Origin of the sequence: Thalassobius vesicularis (assembly GCF_004799325.1) — a bacterium.
GTDB classification, from domain to species: Bacteria; Pseudomonadota; Alphaproteobacteria; order Rhodobacterales; family Rhodobacteraceae; genus Thalassobius; species Thalassobius vesicularis.
This window is the reverse complement of the sequence record NZ_SSMD01000006.1, coordinates 167,408-184,735: the sequence shown is the minus strand read 5'-3', so window position 1 is coordinate 184,735 and position 17,328 is coordinate 167,408. Positions and strand designations below refer to the sequence as shown.

Here is a 17,328-nt window from a genome sequence, read left to right as displayed (position 1 = left end):
GGAAACGCTGTTACTGGCCCCAGATGTAGACGGCGGCGAACAGGAACAGCCACACGACGTCAACGAAGTGCCAGTACCATGCTGCAGCTTCGAAGCCGACGTGGCTTTCGGGGGTGAAGTGCCCCTTCATCGCGCGCAGCATGCAGATGAACAGGAAGATGGTGCCGACGACGACGTGGAAACCGTGGAAGCCGGTCGCCATGAAGAAGTTCGCGCCGTAGATGTTGCCCGAGAAGCCAAAGGCCGCGTGGCTGTATTCATACGCCTGGAACACGGTGAACAGGACACCCAGCAGGACGGCGATCAGCAGACCGTTGATCATGTCCTTGCGGTTGTTCTCGTGTGCGATGGCGTGGTGCGCCCAAGTCGCTGCGGCGCCCGAGCACAGCAGGATCAGGGTGTTGATCAGCGGCAGGTGCCAGGGGTCGAAGGTCTCGATGCCGGCGGGCGGCCAGATGCCATCAACACGGGGGCTGTTCTCGCCCATCGGGTACATGGCGTGCTTGAAGAAGCTCCAGAACCAGGCCGAGAAGAACATGACTTCGGACATGATGAACAGGATGAAGCCATAGCGCAGGCCGATCTTGACGACCGGGGTATGGTCGCCAGTTTCGCCTTCGTGCACGACTTCCGACCACCAGCCGAACATGACGTACAGCACGCCAACGAAGCCGATCAGCAGCATCCAGGGCGAGTCAGTGTGGAAGAAGATCACCGCGCCGAACAGCATGATGAAGCCCGCCAGAGCACCCAGAAGGGGCCAAAGGCTGGGAGGCAGAATGTGGTAGTCGTGGTTCTTTTCGTGCGCCATCGCGTTTCCCTCGTTGGAAGGCCTTTATTAATTCAGGTTTCTCGTCTTGCCCTGGTCCAGAGCAGCTTGCTGCTCGGGCAGGTCGATCTGGTAGAAAGTGTAGGACAGGGTGATGTTGTGGACGAATTTGCCTTCGCGGTCCTCAACAATTTCCGGGTCCACATAGAAAGTGACGGGCATCTGGACCCGCTCACCGGGTTGCAGCACCTGCTCGGTAAAGCAGAAGCAGTCGATCTTGGTGAAAAATCCGCCGGCCGCATAGGGGGCGACGTTATAGGCCGCCTGCCCCGCAACCGGGTGATCGGTCGGATTGTACGCCTCGTAGAACGCAAGGCCGGTCTCACCGATCCGCAGCTTCATCTCGCGCTGCATCGGGGTGAACTCCCACGGCATGCCGCTTTCCTTGGAGGCGTCGAAGCGAATCGTGATGGTCTGGTCAAGAATGACGTCCGAGCCGGCATCCGCCGTCTGGGTCACCCCGCCAAAGCCGGTGACGCGGCAGAACCAGTCGTAGAACGGCACCGATGCCCAGGCCAGACCGCCCATCGTCAGGACGACGGCGATCAGCTGCATCAGTGTCTTCTTCTTGGGGTCCATTGCCATCAGTTGCTTGCCCCCTGAGACGCCTGCGGCTTGGGCCCAAGCCCGCCTTGGGTGACCTTGACCAGCGACAGCCCAAAGACGATTGCGACGAAGGCCGCCAGAACCAGGCCTAGGCCGATATTACGGCCCGAGCGGCGCTTGTGCAGTTCATGCTCGACATGCATTCCCATCTTACCAGCCCCCCAGCCCATAGGGTTTCAGGGCAGCTTCGGCCAGGATCGCGCCGAAATGCAGGAACAGGTACATCAGCGACAGCCCGAAGAAGGACTTCTCCAGCCGGTACTTGTCGACCTGGGCCTGATCCTCGTTACGGCGCCACAGCTTCAGCGCGCCCAGCAGGAACAGGACGTTCAGGATGACCGACACGGTCAGGTAGATCGGCCCACCGATCGAGGTGAACGCAGTGCCGATCGCCAGCGGGGCCAGCAGGATCGTGTAGACCAGAATGTGGTTGCGGGTGACGCGGCGACCGTGGGTCACGGTCAGCATCGGCACGCCGGCTTTCTCGTAGTCCGAGTTCATGAACAGCGCCAGCGCCCAGAAGTGCGGCGGGGTCCACATGAAGATCAGCATGAACATCAGGACGGATTCGACGCTGACGCCGCCGGTGACGGCCGCCCAGCCGATCATCGGGGGGAACGCGCCCGCAGCACCGCCGATCACGATGTTCTGGGGGGTCCAGCGCTTCAGCCAGATCGTGTAGACGACGGCGTAGAAGAAGATGGTAAAGGCCAGCAGCGCGCCCGCAACGATGTTCGTTGCCAGCCACAGCATCACGCAGGCGAAGACCGACAGGGTCAGGCCGATGGCCAGCGCCTCTTGGCCGGTCACCTTGCCCGAGGGAATGGGGCGCGAGGTGGTGCGCTTCATCACCTGGTCGATATCGGCATCCCACCACATGTTCAGCGCGCCCGAGGCACCGCCGCCCACGGCGATGAACAGCACGGCGCAGAAGGCCACGAAGGGGTGCACGCCACCGGGCGCGGCCAGCAGGCCGACCGCCGCGGTGAACACCACCAACGACATCACGCGCGGTTTCAGCAGGGCGAAATAGTCACGGAACCCCGCTTCGCCGCCATTGACCTGAGTGTTGATGCTTGCGTCGCTCATCTTCTGCCTTTTGCCGCGCACCTGGCGCGGCCCATCGGTGGAAAGGGAGGGACGCGCCGATCAGCGCGCCCCGATCCGTTTAGTCAGCCGAAGCCACGGTCAGCGCGGCGGGGGTGCCGGCATACTGCTCTTTGGCTTCATTCAGCCACTTGGCGTATTCGGCTTCCGAGACGACCTTGACGGTGATCGGCATGTAGGCGTGGTCCTTACCGCACAGCTCCGAGCACTGACCGAAGTAGATGCCTTCTTTCTCGGCCTTGAACCACAGCTGGGCGATACGGCCGGGAACGGCGTCCTGCTTCACGCCAAAGGCGGGGATGGTCCACGAGTGGATCACGTCGGCGCCGGTCACGTCCATGACGACGACCTTGTTGACGGGGATCACGACCTGAGTGTCGGTGGCCAGCAGGAACTCGTCCTCGTTGTAGCCCATGCGCTTCAGCTTGGCGCGCATTGCGTCGCTGTTCACGTAGGCCTGTGCGCCGGCTTTCTCGTCTTCGTCGTCCATGGTGGCGGGTTGGCCGATCATGTAGCTGTCAAAGGCGAAACCTTCGTCGGTGTATTCGTAGCCCCAGTACCACTGGTAGCCGGTCACCTTGATGTGCACTTCGCCAGCCGGGATTTCCTGCTGCTTGAACAGAACCGGCAGCGAGAACGCACCGATGAACACCAGAATCACGATCGGGATGATCGTCCACGCCACTTCCAGCGGGGAATTGTGGGTGAAGCTGGCCGGGTTCGGGTTCACACGGCGGTTGTAGCGCACGATCACGATGGCGATCAGGCCGACCACGAACAGGGTGATCGCGGTGATGATAACCAGGATCAGGTGATCCAGCGATTGCAGGTCACGGGCCAGTTCGGTTGCGGCGGGCTGAAAGCCCAGAAGGCCGGGTTGCGGCTTGCCAATGGTTTCCGCAGCAAAAGCCGGGGCTGCGGTAAAGGCTGCTGCTGCCGCCAGAAGGCTGGAGTTCAGTTTCATATGTCACCCTGATCGGTTGAGGTGTTTGTTTTTCATTCGGACGCCCGGACAGGACCGGACAGGGGCAAAACCCGTTGTTTTGTCGCCGCTAGAAACCATATTCTCCTTCACAGAACAACAATGGTGCTTGCGGCAAACGGACGCTTTTTTTGATTTAGATCAAATTCCAGCCGCTGAAAAGACAGGAAAAACAGATATGAGCGATACGCCTTTCCGCCCGTTCGAGCAGGCACTGGACCCGGACAAGGCCCTTGATTTGTTGAGGGAGGCCACTTTTGGGGCCGAAGACGGAGAACTTTTTCTGGAGCGTCGCCGCTCTGAGGCGATCGTGTTCGACGATGGTCGTGTGAAAACGGCCAGTTACGATGCCTCCGAGGGATTTGGCCTGCGCGCCGTCAGCGGAGAAGTCTCTGGATACGCCCATTCCACGGAAATTTCCGAATCTGCCCTGCGCCGCGCGGTGGCTACGGCCCGCCTGGCGGTCGGTGATGGCGGCGGCATATTGGCGCTGCCCCCGCAGGCCACGAACCGCCGCCTTTATACCGACGAAGACCCGATCGGCGGCGCTTCTTTCTCGGTGAAGCTCGAAACCCTGCGCGAGATCGACGCCTACGCCCGTGCGCTTGACCCGCGTGTGGTGCAGGTGACGGCGACCGTGACGGCCTCTTTGCAAGAGGTCGAGATCCTGCGCCCCGAAGGTACCCATCTGCGCGATGTGCGCCCGATGACACGGGTCAACGTCTCGGTCATCGTCGAACAGAACGGTCGGCGCGAATCCGGCACCGCGGGCGGCGGCGGGCGCGTGGGCCTGGCCGGCCTTCTGGACCCCGCGGACTGGCAGGCCAAGGCATCCGAGGCGCTGCGCATCGCACTGGTCAACTTGGATGCCGAGCCCGCCCCCGCTGGCGTCATGGACGTGGTCCTGGGCCCCGGATGGCCCGGCATCCTGCTGCACGAGGCCATCGGCCACGGGCTGGAGGGCGACGCGAATCGCAAAGGCTCGTCCGTTTTCGCCGGACTGATGGGCCAACAGGTCGCCTCCAAGGGTGTTACCGTGCTGGATGACGGCACGATTCCGGACCGGCGCGGCTCGATCAGTTTCGATGACGAGGGTACGCCCTCGGGCAAGAACGTCCTGATCGAGGACGGCATTCTTGTCGGCTTCATGCAGGACCGCCAGAACGCCCGACTGATGGGCGTGCAACCCACCGGCAACGGACGCCGCGAATCCTATGCCCACGTGCCGATGCCGCGCATGACCAACACATATATGATGGGCGGCGACGCCAACCCCGCAGATATCGTAGCCGATCTGAAGGACGGCATCTATGCGGTGGGCTTTGGCGGCGGCCAGGTGGATGTGACCAACGGCAAGTTCGTCTTCTCCTGCACCGAGGCGTACCGCGTGAAAAACGGCCAGATCGGCGCACCCGTCAAAGGAGCCACCCTGATCGGCGACGGCGCAACCGCGCTGAAGCGGATCCGCGCCCTTGGCAACGACATGGCGCTGGATCCCGGTCTGGGTAATTGCGGCAAGGCCGGCCAATGGGTGCCCGTCGGCGTCGGCCAACCCACCGTGATGATCGGCGGCCTGACCGTCGGCGGTGCCGCCGCATGAGCCATTGACCCAACATCCGAACGCCCAAGCGGCAACCCCGGACTGGGGGGCATGCGCTGGGACTGCTGGCTAGCGCGCTCATCCACGCCACCTTCGGCATGATCTGGACGGTGACAATGCCCCTTGGGCTGACATTCGCCGCGCTCAGTGGTTATCCCTGCGCTGGTTTTCTCCAGCCTCTTTCACAACAAAAGGCTGAACTCGCGTTTCGGTTTACACGTCATTAACCGCTTTGCAGCTAAACCTGATTCTGCAAGACGGCGAGGCGACGATGACCGACACAAATCATTCTTCCACTCACCCCCCACTCCCACCCACCACGGAAGATGACCGGGTGTCGTGGCTTCGCCTCTTGCGCTCTTACCGGGTTGGTCCGGCGACATTTTACAGATTGATGGGCGAACACGGTTCTGCCGCCGCCGCGTTGGAGGCGCTGCCCGAAGTTGCCCGCGCGGCGGGCGTCACCAACTACACCCCCTGCCCCGAAAACCTGGCACGGGCCGAAATGAAGTCCGCCCGCGCGGCTGGGGCCCAGATGATTTGCGCCGGCGACGCCCGCTATCCGGCGCAACTGGCCGAAATCTCTGACGCGCCGCCGGTGCTGTGGGCGATCGGTAACCTCGCCATTCTGGAACGCCCCATGATCGCGATCGCCGGCGCGCGCAACGCGTCGTCCTTGGGTACCCGCATGGCGCGCGGGTTGGCGCAAGAGCTGGCCAGCCACGGCTATGTCGTCGTTTCGGGGCTGGCGCGCGGCGTCGACGCCGCCGCCCATTCCGCCACACTGGAAACCGGCACCGTTGCCGTGATGGCCGGTGGGGCCGACGTTCTGTATCCTGCGGAAAACGCACAACTTGCCGAAGCGATCACCAAAACGGGTGTCCGCCTGTCCGAGCAACCCTTCGGCATGCCCCCGCAAGCGCGCCACTTCCCGCGCCGCAATCGCATTATCTCGGGCCTGGCGCAGGCCTTGGTGGTGGTCGAGGCGGCGGCGAAATCGGGCAGCCTCATCACCGCCCGCAATGCGCTGGATCAGGGGCGCGAGGTGTTGGCAGTACCGGGACACCCCTTCGACGCCCGCGCGGCGGGGTGCAACATGCTGATCCGCGACGGCGCGCGTCTGGTCCGCAATGCCGAGGATATTCTTGAGGCGCTGCCCCCCGTCGAAACCGCGAAACCCACGCAGCACAGCTTCGACCTCAGCGACGCCCCGGCACCGCGTCAGAAGCGGACGCTGCGGGAAACGGCGAACCTGCACAGCCAGATTTTGCGCCGCCTGGGCCCCTCGCCCATCGCCGAGGATCAGCTGATCCGCGACCTTGGCAGCCCGGCCGCTGCGGTCTCTCCGGTACTGACCGATCTGGAGCTGGATGGCCGCATCCAGCGCCAACCTGGTGGTATGCTGGCGCTGGTGCCTTAAAATTACGCACCAAAGGTGCGACCAAGGCACCCTGCAACGGCGCATTGACAAACACCCTTTCCGACCGACATTTTCCGCCGCCATACGCAGAGGTGCGAGTCGAAAGGAATTTTCATGCCAGTAGTCGTTGTCGAATCCCCGGCCAAAGCCAAGACGATCAACAAGTATCTGGGGTCCGACTACACCGTTCTGGCGTCCTACGGCCACGTCCGCGATCTGCCCGCCAAGGACGGCTCGGTCGATACCGAGCATGATTTCGCGATGGAGTGGGAGGTCGGCGTCGACAGCCGCAAGCACGTCAAGGCCATCGCCGACGCGCTGAAGGACGACAACGCACTGATCCTCGCCACCGACCCTGATCGCGAAGGAGAGGCGATCAGCTGGCACCTCGAAGAGACGCTGCGCAAGCGCCGCGCCATCAAGAAGGACACCGCCGTCAGCCGCGTGGTGTTCAACGCGATCACCAAAACCGCCGTCACCGAGGCGATGAAAAACCCGCGCGACATCGACCAGCCGCTGGTCGACGCCTATCTGGCGCGCCGCGCGCTGGACTATCTGGTGGGCTTCAACCTCAGCCCCGTGCTGTGGCGCAAACTGCCGGGCGCACGCTCGGCCGGGCGGGTGCAATCGGTCTGCCTGCGTCTGATCGTCGAACGCGAGATGGAGATCGAGGCCTTCCGCCCCCGCGAATACTGGTCGGTCAGCGCCCTGCTGGGCACCCCGCGCGGCCAGGAATACGAGGCGCGCCTGACCGTGCTGGCCGGCGACAAGCTGGACAAGTACAGCATCGAGAACCAAACGCAGGCCGAAATGGCGGTACAGGCGATCACCAGCCGCGAGCTGACCGTCAAATCGGTCGAGGCCAAGCCTGCCAGCCGCAACCCTGCGGCACCCTTCATGACCTCGACCCTGCAGCAAGAGGCCAGCCGCAAGTTCGGCATGGGCGCACGGCAGTGCATGAACGCGGCGCAGCGCCTTTATGAGGCTGGCCACATCACCTATATGCGGACCGACGGCATCGACATGGCGCCCGAGGCCGTGATGGCGGCCCGTGACGCGATCAAGGACCGGTTCGGCGCCCAATATGTCCCCGACAGCCCGCGCATGTACAAGAACAAGGCCAAGAACGCGCAGGAAGCCCACGAATGTATCCGCCCGACGGACATGACCAAGGACGCCGCCGCGCTGAAACTGACGGATGCCGATCAGCGTCGCCTCTATGATCTGATCTGGAAACGCACCATCTCGTGCCAGATGGAAGCCGCCCGGCTGGAGCGCACCACCGTCGACATCGCCAGCCGCGATGGCCAGGTCGAGCTGCGCGCCACCGGCCAGGTCGTGCTGTTCGACGGCTTCCTTGCGGTCTACGAAGAAGGCCGCGACGACAGCGTCATGGACGATGACGACAAGCGCCTGCCCCAGATCATGCAGGGCGAAAAGGCCGACAAACGCCAGATAAGCCCTGAACAGCACTTCACCCAGCCCCCGCCCCGTTACACCGAGGCGACGCTGGTCAAGAAGATGGAAGAGCTGGGCATCGGTCGCCCCTCGACCTATGCGTCGGTGATCACCACGATCCAGGACCGCGAATATGTCCGCAAGGACAAGAACCGCCTCTTCCCCGAGGACAAGGGCCGGATCGTGACCGTGTTCCTGATGAACTTCTTCAAACGCTACGTGGAATACGATTTCACCGCCGATCTTGAAGAACAGCTGGACGACGTGTCCGCCGGTGACCGCGATTACAAGGACGTGCTGGCCCGATTCTGGCGCGATTTCTCGGCCGCGATCGGCGAAACCAGCGATCTGCGCATCACCGAAGTGCTGGACGTGCTGGACGAGGCGCTGGCCCCCCAGCTCTACCCGCCGCGCGAGGATGGCTCGGACCCGCGCGTCTGCCCGAAATGCGGCACTGGTAAGCTGCACCTGAAAACCTCGCGGACCGGGGGGTTTGTCGGCTGCGGCAACTACCCCGAATGCACCTACACGCGCCCCATCGCCGGTGAAGGTGCCGATGGTGACGAGCGTGTGCTGGGCGAAGATGCCGGCGACGAGATCTGGCTGAAATCCGGCCGCTTCGGCCCGTATGTCCAGCGCGGCGAACCCACGCCCGAGAACAAGAAACCGCCCCGCGCCTCCCTGCCCAAAGGCTGGAGCAAGGACGACATGGACCTGGAAAAGGCCCTGACCCTGCTGTCCCTGCCGCGCGAAATCGGTGCGCACCCGGACGGCGGCCAGATCACCGCGAATTTCGGCCGCTTCGGCCCCTACCTGATGCACCAGCTGCCCGACGAGGCAAAGCCGGTCTATGCCAACCTCAAGGACCCGAACGACGTGTTCGAGATCGGCATGAACCGCGCCGTCGAACTGCTGGCCGAGAAGCGCGCCAACCCCGGTCGCGGGCGCGGCGGGGCTGCGGCAGCCAAACCGCTCAAGGAACTGGGCGAGCATCCCGATGGCGGCGCAATCTCGATCATGGAGGGGCGCTATGGCCCCTATGTGAAATGGGAAAAGGTCAACGCCACCCTGCCCAAGGACGTCAAACCCGAGGACGCCACGCTGGAACAGGCTCTGGCCCTGATCGCCGAGAAATCGGCGAAAAAGAAGCCCGCCAAGGGCAAGGCCAAGAAGAAATGAGCGGGCGCGGGGATTCCCGCGCTTTCTCGTATTTCTACGTATTGGCCTACGTAGTCTAACCGCGTAGAACCCCTGCTCATGCTGGCGTCGATGACGTTCGGGCAAGCGTGCCCGAGTCGCCGCGCCCATCAGACTGGGTTTGAGGGAGACATCCATGAAGAAAGTCTACGCAAACGCCGCCGAGGCCCTGGACGGGGTCCTGAAGGACGGCATGTTGATCGCCGCGGGGGGCTTTGGCCTGTGCGGTATTCCGGAACTGCTGCTTGAAGCGATCAAGCAGTCGGGCGTGAAGGACCTGACCTTTGCCTCGAACAACGCGGGCGTGGACGATTTCGGCATCGGCATCCTGCTGCAGACCCGTCAGGTGAAGAAAATGATCTCCTCCTACGTGGGTGAGAACGCGGAATTCATGCGCCAGTACCTCTCGGGCGAGCTGGAGCTGGAATTCAACCCCCAAGGCACCCTGGCCGAGCGTATGCGCGCCGGCGGTGCCGGCATCCCCGGTTTCTACACCAAGACCGGTGTGGGCACCGTGATCGCCGAGGGCAAGGAAGTCAAAAACTGGAACGGTCAGGACTACATCCTCGAGGAAGGCATCTTTGCCGACCTGTCGATCGTGAAAGCCTGGAAAGCCGATGAAACCGGCAACCTGATCTTCCGCAAGACCGCGCGCAACTTCAACCACCCCGCCGCCACCTGCGGCAAGATCTGTGTGGTCGAGGTCGAGGAAATCGTGCCGACCGGCTCGCTGGACCCGGATTCGATCCACCTGCCCGGCATCTACGTGCACCGCATCATTCAGGGCCAGCACGAAAAGCGCATCGAACAGCGCACCACCCGCAAGCGTGAGGAGGCTTGATCCATGGCTTGGGACCGCAACCAAATGGCCGCCCGCGCGGCACAGGAACTGCAAGACGGCTGGTATGTGAACCTCGGCATCGGGATTCCGACGCTGGTGTCCAACTACATCCCCAAGGGCGTCAACGTGACCCTGCAGTCGGAAAACGGCATGCTGGGCATGGGCCCCTTCCCCTATGAGGGCGAAGAGGATGCCGACCTGATCAACGCTGGCAAGCAGACCATCACCGAACTGCCCCAGACCGCGTATTTCGACAGCGCCACCTCGTTCGCGATGATCCGCGGCGGCAAGATCGCCATGGCGATCCTGGGCGGCATGGAAGTGTCGGAAACCGGCGATCTGGCGAACTGGATGGTTCCCGGCAAGCTGGTCAAGGGCATGGGCGGCGCGATGGACCTGGTGGCCGGCGTTGGCCGCGTCGTCGTCGTGATGGATCACACCTCCAAGCACGGCGATTCCAAGGTTCTGAAGGAATGCACCCTGCCGCTGACCGGTCGCTCGGTCGTTGACCGCATCATCACCAACCTGGGCGTGCTGGACGTCGTCGAGGGTGGCCTGAAGATCGTGGAATGCGCCGATGGCGTGACCGAGGCCGAGCTGCGCGCCGCTACCGAAGCAACCATCGTCGGCTAAGGCCCACCCTTAGCGACGATGTAAAAGCCCGGCCAATTTTGGTCGGGCTTTTTTCATGTCAGCTGCCAAGGTTGAACACGCACCCGTCCGAGACCAGCTGCGGCGGCGTCCGGCACAGCCCCCGCGCCGCGGCGAAGGCGGCCAGCACCTTGGGCACATAGGCCCGCGTTTCGGCAAAGGGCGGCACCCCGCCGTGCGATTTCACCGCGTTTTCGCCCGCGTTATAGGCCGCCAGGGCCAGAATCGGATCGCCCCCAAACTCTTTCAGCAGCCAATCCAGATAGGCCACACCGCCCTTGATGTTCTGCCCGGCGTCAAGCGCATCGGTGACGCCGAACCGTTCAGCCGTGGCCGGGATCAACTGCATCAGGCCCTGCGCCCCGGCCGAGCTGACGGCATCCTTGCGCCCGCCCGACTCGACCGCGATCACCGCCAGCACCAGCGCCGGGGACACGCCCGTTCCCACCGTATTCAGCAACAGATCGGCATTGCGGTCTTTCGCGATGGCCAGCAGCGTCTGCAACCGTGGCGCGTCGATCCCGGCCCCGCCCGGCGGATTGGCCAGCCGCACCAGCGCCGGTTCCAGACGCCCGGGCCCGCTGGCCGCCAACTCGGGCGAGACCTGTTCCCAGAACCAGTCATAGGCCATCGGCACAGGCGCGACGCTGGCCGCCGTCGGGGTAACCTTGGGCGCAGGCTCGACCACAGCGGCCGGTCGTTGCGCGGCGAAATCCTGGGGCGAGATCTGCACGGTGATCTTCTTGGCGCCGCTCGAGGGCGGTTTGATCCGCTTGAACGTGAAATCCGTGAACGGCGGCGGGGACTCGGCCACAGCCGCCCCGGCCAGAAATACCACCAGAAATGCGCCCAATCGCCCGGATTTCACGAAGATGCCTGCTCTGTTTGTTTTTTCTAGTGTCTCAAAAAACAGGGCTTACGGCCAGCACAACTATGACGAACGTACGAAATCAGGTTGTTTTCGCCACATTCGCCCCCCAACACCCAACGGCGGCAGGGCTATATCACTTTTATATCTTTTATTTTCATTGGCTTAGTTGGAATTTTTCACTTTCCCTCAATTTCTATTTTTTTGCTGGAATCGCGCCAAACTCTCGCCCCAATCGGGTGGCTTATTATGACCATGCCACGACGGAACGGGTCAGAGAGAGACAGCCCGAAGTCGCCGGGGTGGGACACAGAGCAACCTACATTCAAAGGAATGAAACCATGATCAAGTTCATCAACAACTTCCGCAAAGACGAAAACGGTGCCGTGACTGTTGACTGGGTCGTGCTGACCGCAGCCGTCGTTGGCCTGGGCGTTGCAGCCTTCACCGCAGTGGAAACCTCGACCTCGGGCCTGACCACCGAGATGACCACCGCCCTGAACTCGGCTGACGCATCGACCACGATCGGTTCGTAATCCAGCCAGGCGCCGGGGCCGTCCTAGCGGCCTCGGACCAGGACATACGAAGAGCCGCGCGCATCCTGCCGCGGCTCTTTTGTTTTTTGGCATTTCGCAGCAGCTGACCCCGCATTGGGCCCTGCTCTGACCACGTCAAAAAGTTTCTTCGTTTTCTCTGAAAAACGCACCAAGCCGACCACATTTGCGCCCCGATTCACCCGCAGATTGTGATGGAACCGCAAGTTCGAGGCGCAAAGAAAGCTGCGCCAGCGGTGAGTGTAACGATTGTAACTTTAACGAGGACCGAACCATGATGAAATTCATCAATAAATTCCGCAAAGACGAAAACGGCGCTGTCACCATCGATTGGGTCGTGCTGACCGCAACCGTGGTGGGCATCAGCGTTGCCGGTGCCGCAGCCATCGAGACCTCGACCTCGGGCCTGACCACGGAAACCGCCAGCGCGCTGGATTCTGTTGACGCCACCTCGACGATCAACAGCTAAGCCATCCTTGCACACGCTTTCCTGGGGCCGCTCGATACCGAGCGGCCTTTTTTCTTTTGCGCGGCCGTTTTCGGGCCTGGGCCACAAATAAGATCCAAGCCGCAAATAAGATTAAGAAATTCTTCAGAAATGTACCATTCGCGCCCAACTCTCGCCCGAATCCGGTGGCTTATTAAGGTCATACCAAGACGGCGGCGGGCCAAGGAGAGATGGCAACGCAAACCGCCGCCGAGGTTGGAAAAAGACTGAAACTCAAATCTTCTGAAGGGACTAAAACCATGATCAAGTTCATCAACAACTTCCGCAAAGACGAAAACGGTGCCGTGACTGTTGACTGGGTCGTGCTGACCGCAGCCGTCGTTGGCCTGGGCGTTGCAGCCTTCACCGCAGTGGAAACCTCGACCTCGGGCCTGACCACCGAGATGACCACCGCCCTGAACTCGGCTGACGCATCGACCACGATCGGTTCGTAATCCAGCCAGGCGCCGGGGCCGCCCTAGCGGCCTCGGACCAGGACATACAAAAGAGCCGCGCGCATCCCGCCGCGGCTCTTTTTGCAAGTGCGAGAACTCCGTCGGATTGTCTTTAACGGATGAAGTTTCGCCACAATTGGGTCCGCCTTTCGACACGGAGCAGGGATATTTTGCCTGCCGGTCATGCACCGCAGACCCCGATGACCAGTACCGAGTTTGCTTCAGCGAAAGGCACCGAGATGAAAAAACTGAAACAGAGCTTCCGCAAGGACGAAGAAGGCGCCGTCACCATTGATTGGGTCGTCATCACCGCTGGCATCATCGGGCTGGTGATTGCGATCATTCCCCTGGTCGAGGCCCCCGTCGGCACCGTGACCGGCCGCACCCAGACCGCACTGGATTCGGCAGACGCCACCACGACGCTGGGCAGCTGATTGGCGAAAGCGGCACGGAAAAGAACCTGAATTTCCTCGAAATGGTTCTGATCCTGCCCAACTCCAGCCAGAATTCACCGGCAAATTACACTCATACCGCAGCGACAGGGCAAGTGAGAGAGGCCCGCAACGGCGAGGCGGTTCAACATTCAAACGAAGGGACCTACACCATGATCAAGTTCATCAAAAACTTCCGCAAAGACGAAAACGGCGCCGTGACTGTTGACTGGGTCGTTCTGACCGCAGCCGTCGTTGGCCTGGGCGTTGCAGCCTTCACCGCAGTGGAAACCTCGACCTCGGGCCTGACCACCGAGATGACCACCGCCCTGAACTCGGCTGACGCATCGACCACGATCGGTTCGTAATCCAGCCAGGCGCCGGGGCCGCCCTAGCGGCCTCGGACCAGGACATACGAAGAGCCGCGCGCATCCTGCCGCGGCTCTTTTGTTTCCAGAACGTCGCCAAACCGCCCCTGCCGGGGCATTTTTCCGCCACATTCAACTGTTAGCACTTCAGACTGAGCAAGCAGGCATTGTGACTTGCGGGCAGATACGAAAGGAAACGACATGCGTGCAGTTTTCGGACTTGTGCTGATCGCCGGCCTGGCCCTTGCGGGCTTTGCCGTCTACATGGCCAAAAATTACATTTCGGGCTACCAGACCGAGCTGGCCCGGGCCAACGCCGCCAAGGAACAGATCGTCCAGACCGTGGATGTGATCGTCGCCAAGAAAGCACTGAAATACGGTGAAGTGCTGAAACCCGAAGACGTTCGCATGATCAAATGGCCCGAGAAATTCCTGCCCGAGGGCGTGTTCCAGACCGCCGACTCGCTGTTTCCGGACCCCAAGAACCCCGACCTGCGCCGCGTTGTGCTGCGTGCAATGGAACCGAACGAGCCCGTCCTGGCCATCAAGGTCACCGAGCCGGGCGAAGATGCCGGCCTGACCTCGCGGCTGAAGCGCGGCATGCGCGCCTTCACGATCAAGGTCGACGTGGCCACCGGCGTGTCGGGCTTCCTGCGTCCGGGTGATGTGGTCGATGTCTACTGGACCGGTGAAATCCCCGGCGCCACCGTGAACTCGCGCCGCGAAGTGACCAAGCTGATCCAGCCGAACATCCAGCTGATCGCGGTCGACCAGACGGCAAACGGCGACACCGCCGAGGCCTCGATTGCCCGCACCGTGACCGTCACCGCCAATTCGCAACAGGTCGCTGCGCTGGCTCAGGCCAGCTCCACCGGTCGTCTGTCGCTGGCCCTTGTCGGCGCCGAGGATGACAGCGTCGCGCAAGCCGTCGAAGTCGACATGCGCAGCCTGCTGGGCATCGAAGACAAGGCCCCGATCATCGAAGAGCAGGTCGCAGAGCAGAAACAGGTCTGCACGATCCGCACCCGCCGCGGCTCGGACGTGGTGCAGATCCCGATCCCCTGCACCAACTGATCTGCCTTGGCACGCAAGCCTTTATCCCGACGGGGCGGCCGAACGATCGGTCGCCCCGTTGTATTTTCGCAGCAGACCGGGGGCCACATGGGGCGATTCGACCTCAGGTTCAGTCCAGAACCTATTGATTCTTGCAAAGTTTCGCTTTTTCGCTCATGGTGGCACAAACGAGCGGGCACAAAGACCCGTAACCGAGGCGTGATCGAAGAGGCAGGTCACATGAAAATCGTAAGCGTTTTCCAAGCAGCCGCAATCGGGCTGTCCATGGCTTTTGCCGCAACCTCCCTGAGCACACCCGCCCAGGCCGAGAGCCTGCGCGTCGTCAAACGCGGCACCTCGACCTCGCTGCAGGTTCCCATGAACCGGGCCATTGTCGTCGAAAGTGATGCCCCCTTTGCCGAGCTTTCGATCGCGAACCCCGCGATTGCCGACATCTCCTCTTTGTCCGACCGCACGATCTATGTTCTGGGCAAATCGCCGGGGATCACCACCCTGACCATTCTGGACGCCGCTGGCAAGCTGATGACCAACGTCGATGTGGTCGTCGCCGCCGACATCACCGAATTCAAGGAACGCCTGCGCCAGATCCTGCCCGGCGAAAAGATCGAAGTCCGCACCGCCAATGACGGCATCGTGCTGTCCGGCACCGTGTCGTCGGCCTCGCGCCTGCAACGCGCACTGGATCTGGCCGAACGCTACGCCCCGCAGCGCGTCTCCAACCTGATGAGCGTCGGCGGCGTGCAGCAAGTCATGCTGAAAGTCCGCTTCGCCGAGATGGAGCGCAACGTCTCCAAGTCGCTCAGCACCTCGCTGGCGCTGGACGGCGGCATTCTGGGCGGCAACGCCACCGTTTCGGGCGGCACCAACACCAACAACAACTCGGGCTCGCAGGGCAATTCGTTGTCCGGCACGATCCCCGCCACCTCGACGGCGAACGGCGCGATGCTGTTCGGCTTCTCGGCTGGTTCGGTCGAGGTCGGCCTGCTGCTGGAAGCCCTTGAATCCAAAGGCGTCGTGCGCAGCCTGGCCGAGCCGAACCTGACCGCCCTGTCGGGACAAGAGGCGAAGTTCCTCGCCGGTGGCGAATACCCCGTGCCGGTCAGCCAGGATAACGGCTCGATCACCGTGGAATACAAGCCGTTCGGGGTTGAGCTGAACTTCATCCCGCGCGTCGTCGATGGCGATCTGATCAACCTGGAGCTTGAGGCCGCCGTGTCGTCGATCGACCCCACCAACGGCTTCACCTCGAACGCCTTCACCGTGGACGCCTTCCGTCGCCGCGAAACCTCGACCACCGTAGAACTGCGCGATGGCGAAAGCTTTGCCGTCGCCGGTCTGTTGCAGGACGACTTTGTTGACACCAACGGGCAGGTTCCGTGGCTGGGCGACATCCCGATCCTGGGCACCCTGTTCCGCAGCGCGCAATACCAGCGCTCGCAGTCCGAGCTGGTCATCATCATCACGGCGCACCTGGTCACCCCCACCCGCGGCGAGGCTTTGGCCCTGCCCACCGACCGCATCACCCCGCCGTCGGAAAAAGACCTGTTCCTGAACGGCAAGGTCGCCCGCGACAACAGCCGCAAGCTGAAGGGCGCTGCAGGCGAAGTGGCGCGTCAGGATTTCAGCGGCTCTTATGGCTACGTGATGGATTGATGGAAATGCAGAAATCTCCGGTTCTCTCTGTTCTTCTGATTGGTAGCCTGCTGGCCGTTTCGGGCTGCGCCGGGACCAAGTCCTACTCCTCGTTCACCCGCGAAGCCGGGGCCCTGATCGGGGGCGGCGATTTCGGCAACTCGACCATGAACAACACCATGATCATGAGTGGCGAAAAGAACTATGTCATTGATCTGGCACGTCGTTTTGACGCCGATGTTGGCTCGACCGTGAATTTCGAATTCAATTCGTCCCTGCTGGACGAAACCGCCCGCATTGCCCTGCGCAAACAGGCCGACTGGATTCGCCAGTTCCCCGAGGTGCGGTTCCGCGTCTACGGCCACACCGATGCGGTCGGCTCGAACGCGTATAACAAATCGCTGGGGATGCGCCGCGCGCAGGCCGTCGTCGCCTATCTGTCCTCGCAGGGGATCAGCCGGTCCCGTCTGGAAGCGGTCGTTTCCTACGGCGAAACGCAGCCGCTGATCGTGACCGAAGGCCGCGAGCGTCAGAACCGCCGCACCGTGACCGAAGTCAGCGGCTTCATCCAGAAGCATCCCTCGATCATGGACGGCAAATACGCCGAGGTCGTGTACCGCGAATATCTGGCCAGCGCCCGCCCGGCGACGACCCTGTCGACCATCACGGGCTCGGATTTCCAGACTACGCAGTAACCTGAACAATCCCGGCGCTTCGCCGGGATCGTCACAAGAATCCCAACAATTACGATCTTTTGGCCCTATTTCC

Annotated in this window: 19 protein-coding genes; 13 read left to right on the top strand and 6 right to left on the bottom strand. The window is 62.3% G+C overall.

What is annotated here, in order from left to right:
• Window positions 1–10 precede the first annotated feature (10 nt).
• From E7681_RS13635 to coxB, 5 genes are all read right to left on the bottom strand, one after another.
• Window positions 11–811 carry a cytochrome c oxidase subunit 3 gene (locus E7681_RS13635; RefSeq protein WP_136339854.1) on the bottom strand — a complete coding sequence of 267 codons (801 nt, stop codon included), beginning with the start codon at window positions 809–811 and terminating at the stop codon, window positions 11–13.
• Window positions 812–838: 27 nt separating this feature from the next.
• Entirely contained in the window at window positions 839–1,414 is a 576-nt protein-coding gene (locus tag E7681_RS13630) for a cytochrome c oxidase assembly protein (RefSeq protein ID WP_136339853.1), read from the bottom strand.
• Window positions 1,414–1,584 carry a hypothetical protein gene (locus E7681_RS18850; RefSeq protein WP_168733211.1) on the bottom strand — a complete coding sequence of 57 codons (171 nt, stop codon included), beginning with the start codon at window positions 1,582–1,584 and terminating at the stop codon, window positions 1,414–1,416. Before E7681_RS18850 ends, E7681_RS13630 begins: the two co-directional genes overlap by 1 nt.
• Before the next feature lies 1 nt (window position 1,585).
• A complete protein-coding gene (gene cyoE / locus E7681_RS13625; RefSeq protein ID WP_136339852.1) occupies window positions 1,586–2,524 on the bottom strand; it encodes a heme o synthase in 939 nt (312 codons plus the stop codon).
• Window positions 2,525–2,603: 79 nt separating this feature from the next.
• Window positions 2,604–3,506: a cytochrome c oxidase subunit II gene (gene coxB / locus E7681_RS13620; protein ID WP_136339851.1), complete on the bottom strand. Its 903-nt coding sequence runs from the start codon at window positions 3,504–3,506 to the stop codon at window positions 2,604–2,606.
• A 196-nt stretch (window positions 3,507–3,702) separates the two neighbouring features.
• Here coxB and tldD point away from each other — a divergent pair, with 196 nt between their 5' ends.
• The 5 genes from tldD to E7681_RS13595 all read left to right on the top strand — a co-directional run bounded on the left by tldD (window position 3,703) and on the right by E7681_RS13595 (window position 10,673).
• Window positions 3,703–5,124: a metalloprotease TldD gene (gene tldD / locus E7681_RS13615; protein ID WP_136339850.1), complete on the top strand. Its 1,422-nt coding sequence runs from the start codon at window positions 3,703–3,705 to the stop codon at window positions 5,122–5,124.
• Between the two features lie 271 nt (window positions 5,125–5,395).
• Window positions 5,396–6,544: a DNA-processing protein DprA gene (dprA, locus tag E7681_RS13610; RefSeq protein ID WP_136339849.1), complete on the top strand. Its 1,149-nt coding sequence runs from the start codon at window positions 5,396–5,398 to the stop codon at window positions 6,542–6,544.
• A 114-nt stretch (window positions 6,545–6,658) separates the two neighbouring features.
• The gene (gene topA / locus E7681_RS13605; protein WP_136339848.1) at window positions 6,659–9,181 is read left to right on the top strand and encodes a type I DNA topoisomerase; all 2,523 of its coding nucleotides are present in this window, start codon (window positions 6,659–6,661) and stop codon (window positions 9,179–9,181) included.
• A 154-nt stretch (window positions 9,182–9,335) separates the two neighbouring features.
• Window positions 9,336–10,040, top strand: coding sequence for a CoA transferase subunit A (locus E7681_RS13600; RefSeq protein WP_136339847.1), 705 nt, complete (start codon window positions 9,336–9,338; stop codon window positions 10,038–10,040).
• A gap of 3 nt (window positions 10,041–10,043) precedes the next feature.
• On the top strand, window positions 10,044–10,673 hold the full coding sequence (locus E7681_RS13595) for a 3-oxoacid CoA-transferase subunit B (RefSeq protein WP_136339846.1): 630 nt from the start codon (window positions 10,044–10,046) through the stop codon (window positions 10,671–10,673).
• Window positions 10,674–10,731: 58 nt separating this feature from the next.
• Here the strand turns inward: E7681_RS13595 and E7681_RS13590 are convergent, their stop codons facing one another.
• Window positions 10,732–11,565: a lytic transglycosylase domain-containing protein gene (locus E7681_RS13590; protein WP_136339845.1), complete on the bottom strand. Its 834-nt coding sequence runs from the start codon at window positions 11,563–11,565 to the stop codon at window positions 10,732–10,734.
• A gap of 335 nt (window positions 11,566–11,900) precedes the next feature.
• Here E7681_RS13590 and E7681_RS13585 point away from each other — a divergent pair, with 335 nt between their 5' ends.
• From E7681_RS13585 to E7681_RS13550, 8 genes are all read left to right on the top strand, one after another.
• The gene (locus E7681_RS13585; protein WP_136339843.1) at window positions 11,901–12,095 is read left to right on the top strand and encodes a hypothetical protein; all 195 of its coding nucleotides are present in this window, start codon (window positions 11,901–11,903) and stop codon (window positions 12,093–12,095) included.
• A 292-nt stretch (window positions 12,096–12,387) separates the two neighbouring features.
• Window positions 12,388–12,582: a Flp family type IVb pilin gene (locus tag E7681_RS13580; protein WP_136339844.1), complete on the top strand. Its 195-nt coding sequence runs from the start codon at window positions 12,388–12,390 to the stop codon at window positions 12,580–12,582.
• 278 nt (window positions 12,583–12,860) lie between these two features.
• On the top strand, window positions 12,861–13,055 hold the full coding sequence (locus E7681_RS13575; protein ID WP_136339843.1) for a hypothetical protein: 195 nt from the start codon (window positions 12,861–12,863) through the stop codon (window positions 13,053–13,055).
• Between the two features lie 239 nt (window positions 13,056–13,294).
• Window positions 13,295–13,489: a Flp family type IVb pilin gene (locus E7681_RS13570; protein WP_168733210.1), complete on the top strand. Its 195-nt coding sequence runs from the start codon at window positions 13,295–13,297 to the stop codon at window positions 13,487–13,489.
• Window positions 13,490–13,659: 170 nt separating this feature from the next.
• Window positions 13,660–13,854: a hypothetical protein gene (locus E7681_RS13565; RefSeq protein ID WP_136339841.1), complete on the top strand. Its 195-nt coding sequence runs from the start codon at window positions 13,660–13,662 to the stop codon at window positions 13,852–13,854.
• A gap of 201 nt (window positions 13,855–14,055) precedes the next feature.
• Window positions 14,056–14,928: a Flp pilus assembly protein CpaB gene (gene cpaB / locus E7681_RS13560; protein ID WP_136339840.1), complete on the top strand. Its 873-nt coding sequence runs from the start codon at window positions 14,056–14,058 to the stop codon at window positions 14,926–14,928.
• A 219-nt stretch (window positions 14,929–15,147) separates the two neighbouring features.
• Window positions 15,148–16,581: a type II and III secretion system protein family protein gene (locus E7681_RS13555; protein ID WP_136339839.1), complete on the top strand. Its 1,434-nt coding sequence runs from the start codon at window positions 15,148–15,150 to the stop codon at window positions 16,579–16,581.
• Between the two features lie 5 nt (window positions 16,582–16,586).
• Entirely contained in the window at window positions 16,587–17,255 is a 669-nt protein-coding gene (locus tag E7681_RS13550) for an OmpA family protein (RefSeq protein WP_136339952.1), read from the top strand.
• Window positions 17,256–17,328: the final 73 nt, after the last annotated feature.

Bases quoted from the DNA above. Each gene is read 5' to 3' on its own strand.
- E7681_RS13635 (WP_136339854.1), bottom strand. From the start codon at position 811: ATGGCGCACGAAAAGAACCACGACTACCACATTCTGCCTCCCAGCCTT.
- E7681_RS13630 (WP_136339853.1), bottom strand. From the start codon at position 1,414: ATGGCAATGGACCCCAAGAAGAAGACACTGATGCAGCTGATCGCCGTC.
- E7681_RS18850 (WP_168733211.1), bottom strand. From the start codon at position 1,584: ATGGGAATGCATGTCGAGCATGAACTGCACAAGCGCCGCTCGGGCCGT.
- cyoE (WP_136339852.1), bottom strand. From the start codon at position 2,524: ATGAGCGACGCAAGCATCAACACTCAGGTCAATGGCGGCGAAGCGGGG.
- coxB (WP_136339851.1), bottom strand. From the start codon at position 3,506: ATGAAACTGAACTCCAGCCTTCTGGCGGCAGCAGCAGCCTTTACCGCA.
- tldD (WP_136339850.1), top strand. From the start codon at position 3,703: ATGAGCGATACGCCTTTCCGCCCGTTCGAGCAGGCACTGGACCCGGAC.
- dprA (WP_136339849.1), top strand. From the start codon at position 5,396: ATGACCGACACAAATCATTCTTCCACTCACCCCCCACTCCCACCCACC.
- topA (WP_136339848.1), top strand. From the start codon at position 6,659: ATGCCAGTAGTCGTTGTCGAATCCCCGGCCAAAGCCAAGACGATCAAC.
- E7681_RS13600 (WP_136339847.1), top strand. From the start codon at position 9,336: ATGAAGAAAGTCTACGCAAACGCCGCCGAGGCCCTGGACGGGGTCCTG.
- E7681_RS13595 (WP_136339846.1), top strand. From the start codon at position 10,044: ATGGCTTGGGACCGCAACCAAATGGCCGCCCGCGCGGCACAGGAACTG.
- E7681_RS13585 (WP_136339843.1), top strand. From the start codon at position 11,901: ATGATCAAGTTCATCAACAACTTCCGCAAAGACGAAAACGGTGCCGTG.
- E7681_RS13580 (WP_136339844.1), top strand. From the start codon at position 12,388: ATGATGAAATTCATCAATAAATTCCGCAAAGACGAAAACGGCGCTGTC.
- E7681_RS13575 (WP_136339843.1), top strand. From the start codon at position 12,861: ATGATCAAGTTCATCAACAACTTCCGCAAAGACGAAAACGGTGCCGTG.
- E7681_RS13570 (WP_168733210.1), top strand. From the start codon at position 13,295: ATGAAAAAACTGAAACAGAGCTTCCGCAAGGACGAAGAAGGCGCCGTC.
- E7681_RS13565 (WP_136339841.1), top strand. From the start codon at position 13,660: ATGATCAAGTTCATCAAAAACTTCCGCAAAGACGAAAACGGCGCCGTG.
- cpaB (WP_136339840.1), top strand. From the start codon at position 14,056: ATGCGTGCAGTTTTCGGACTTGTGCTGATCGCCGGCCTGGCCCTTGCG.
- E7681_RS13555 (WP_136339839.1), top strand. From the start codon at position 15,148: ATGAAAATCGTAAGCGTTTTCCAAGCAGCCGCAATCGGGCTGTCCATG.
- E7681_RS13550 (WP_136339952.1), top strand. From the start codon at position 16,587: ATGCAGAAATCTCCGGTTCTCTCTGTTCTTCTGATTGGTAGCCTGCTG.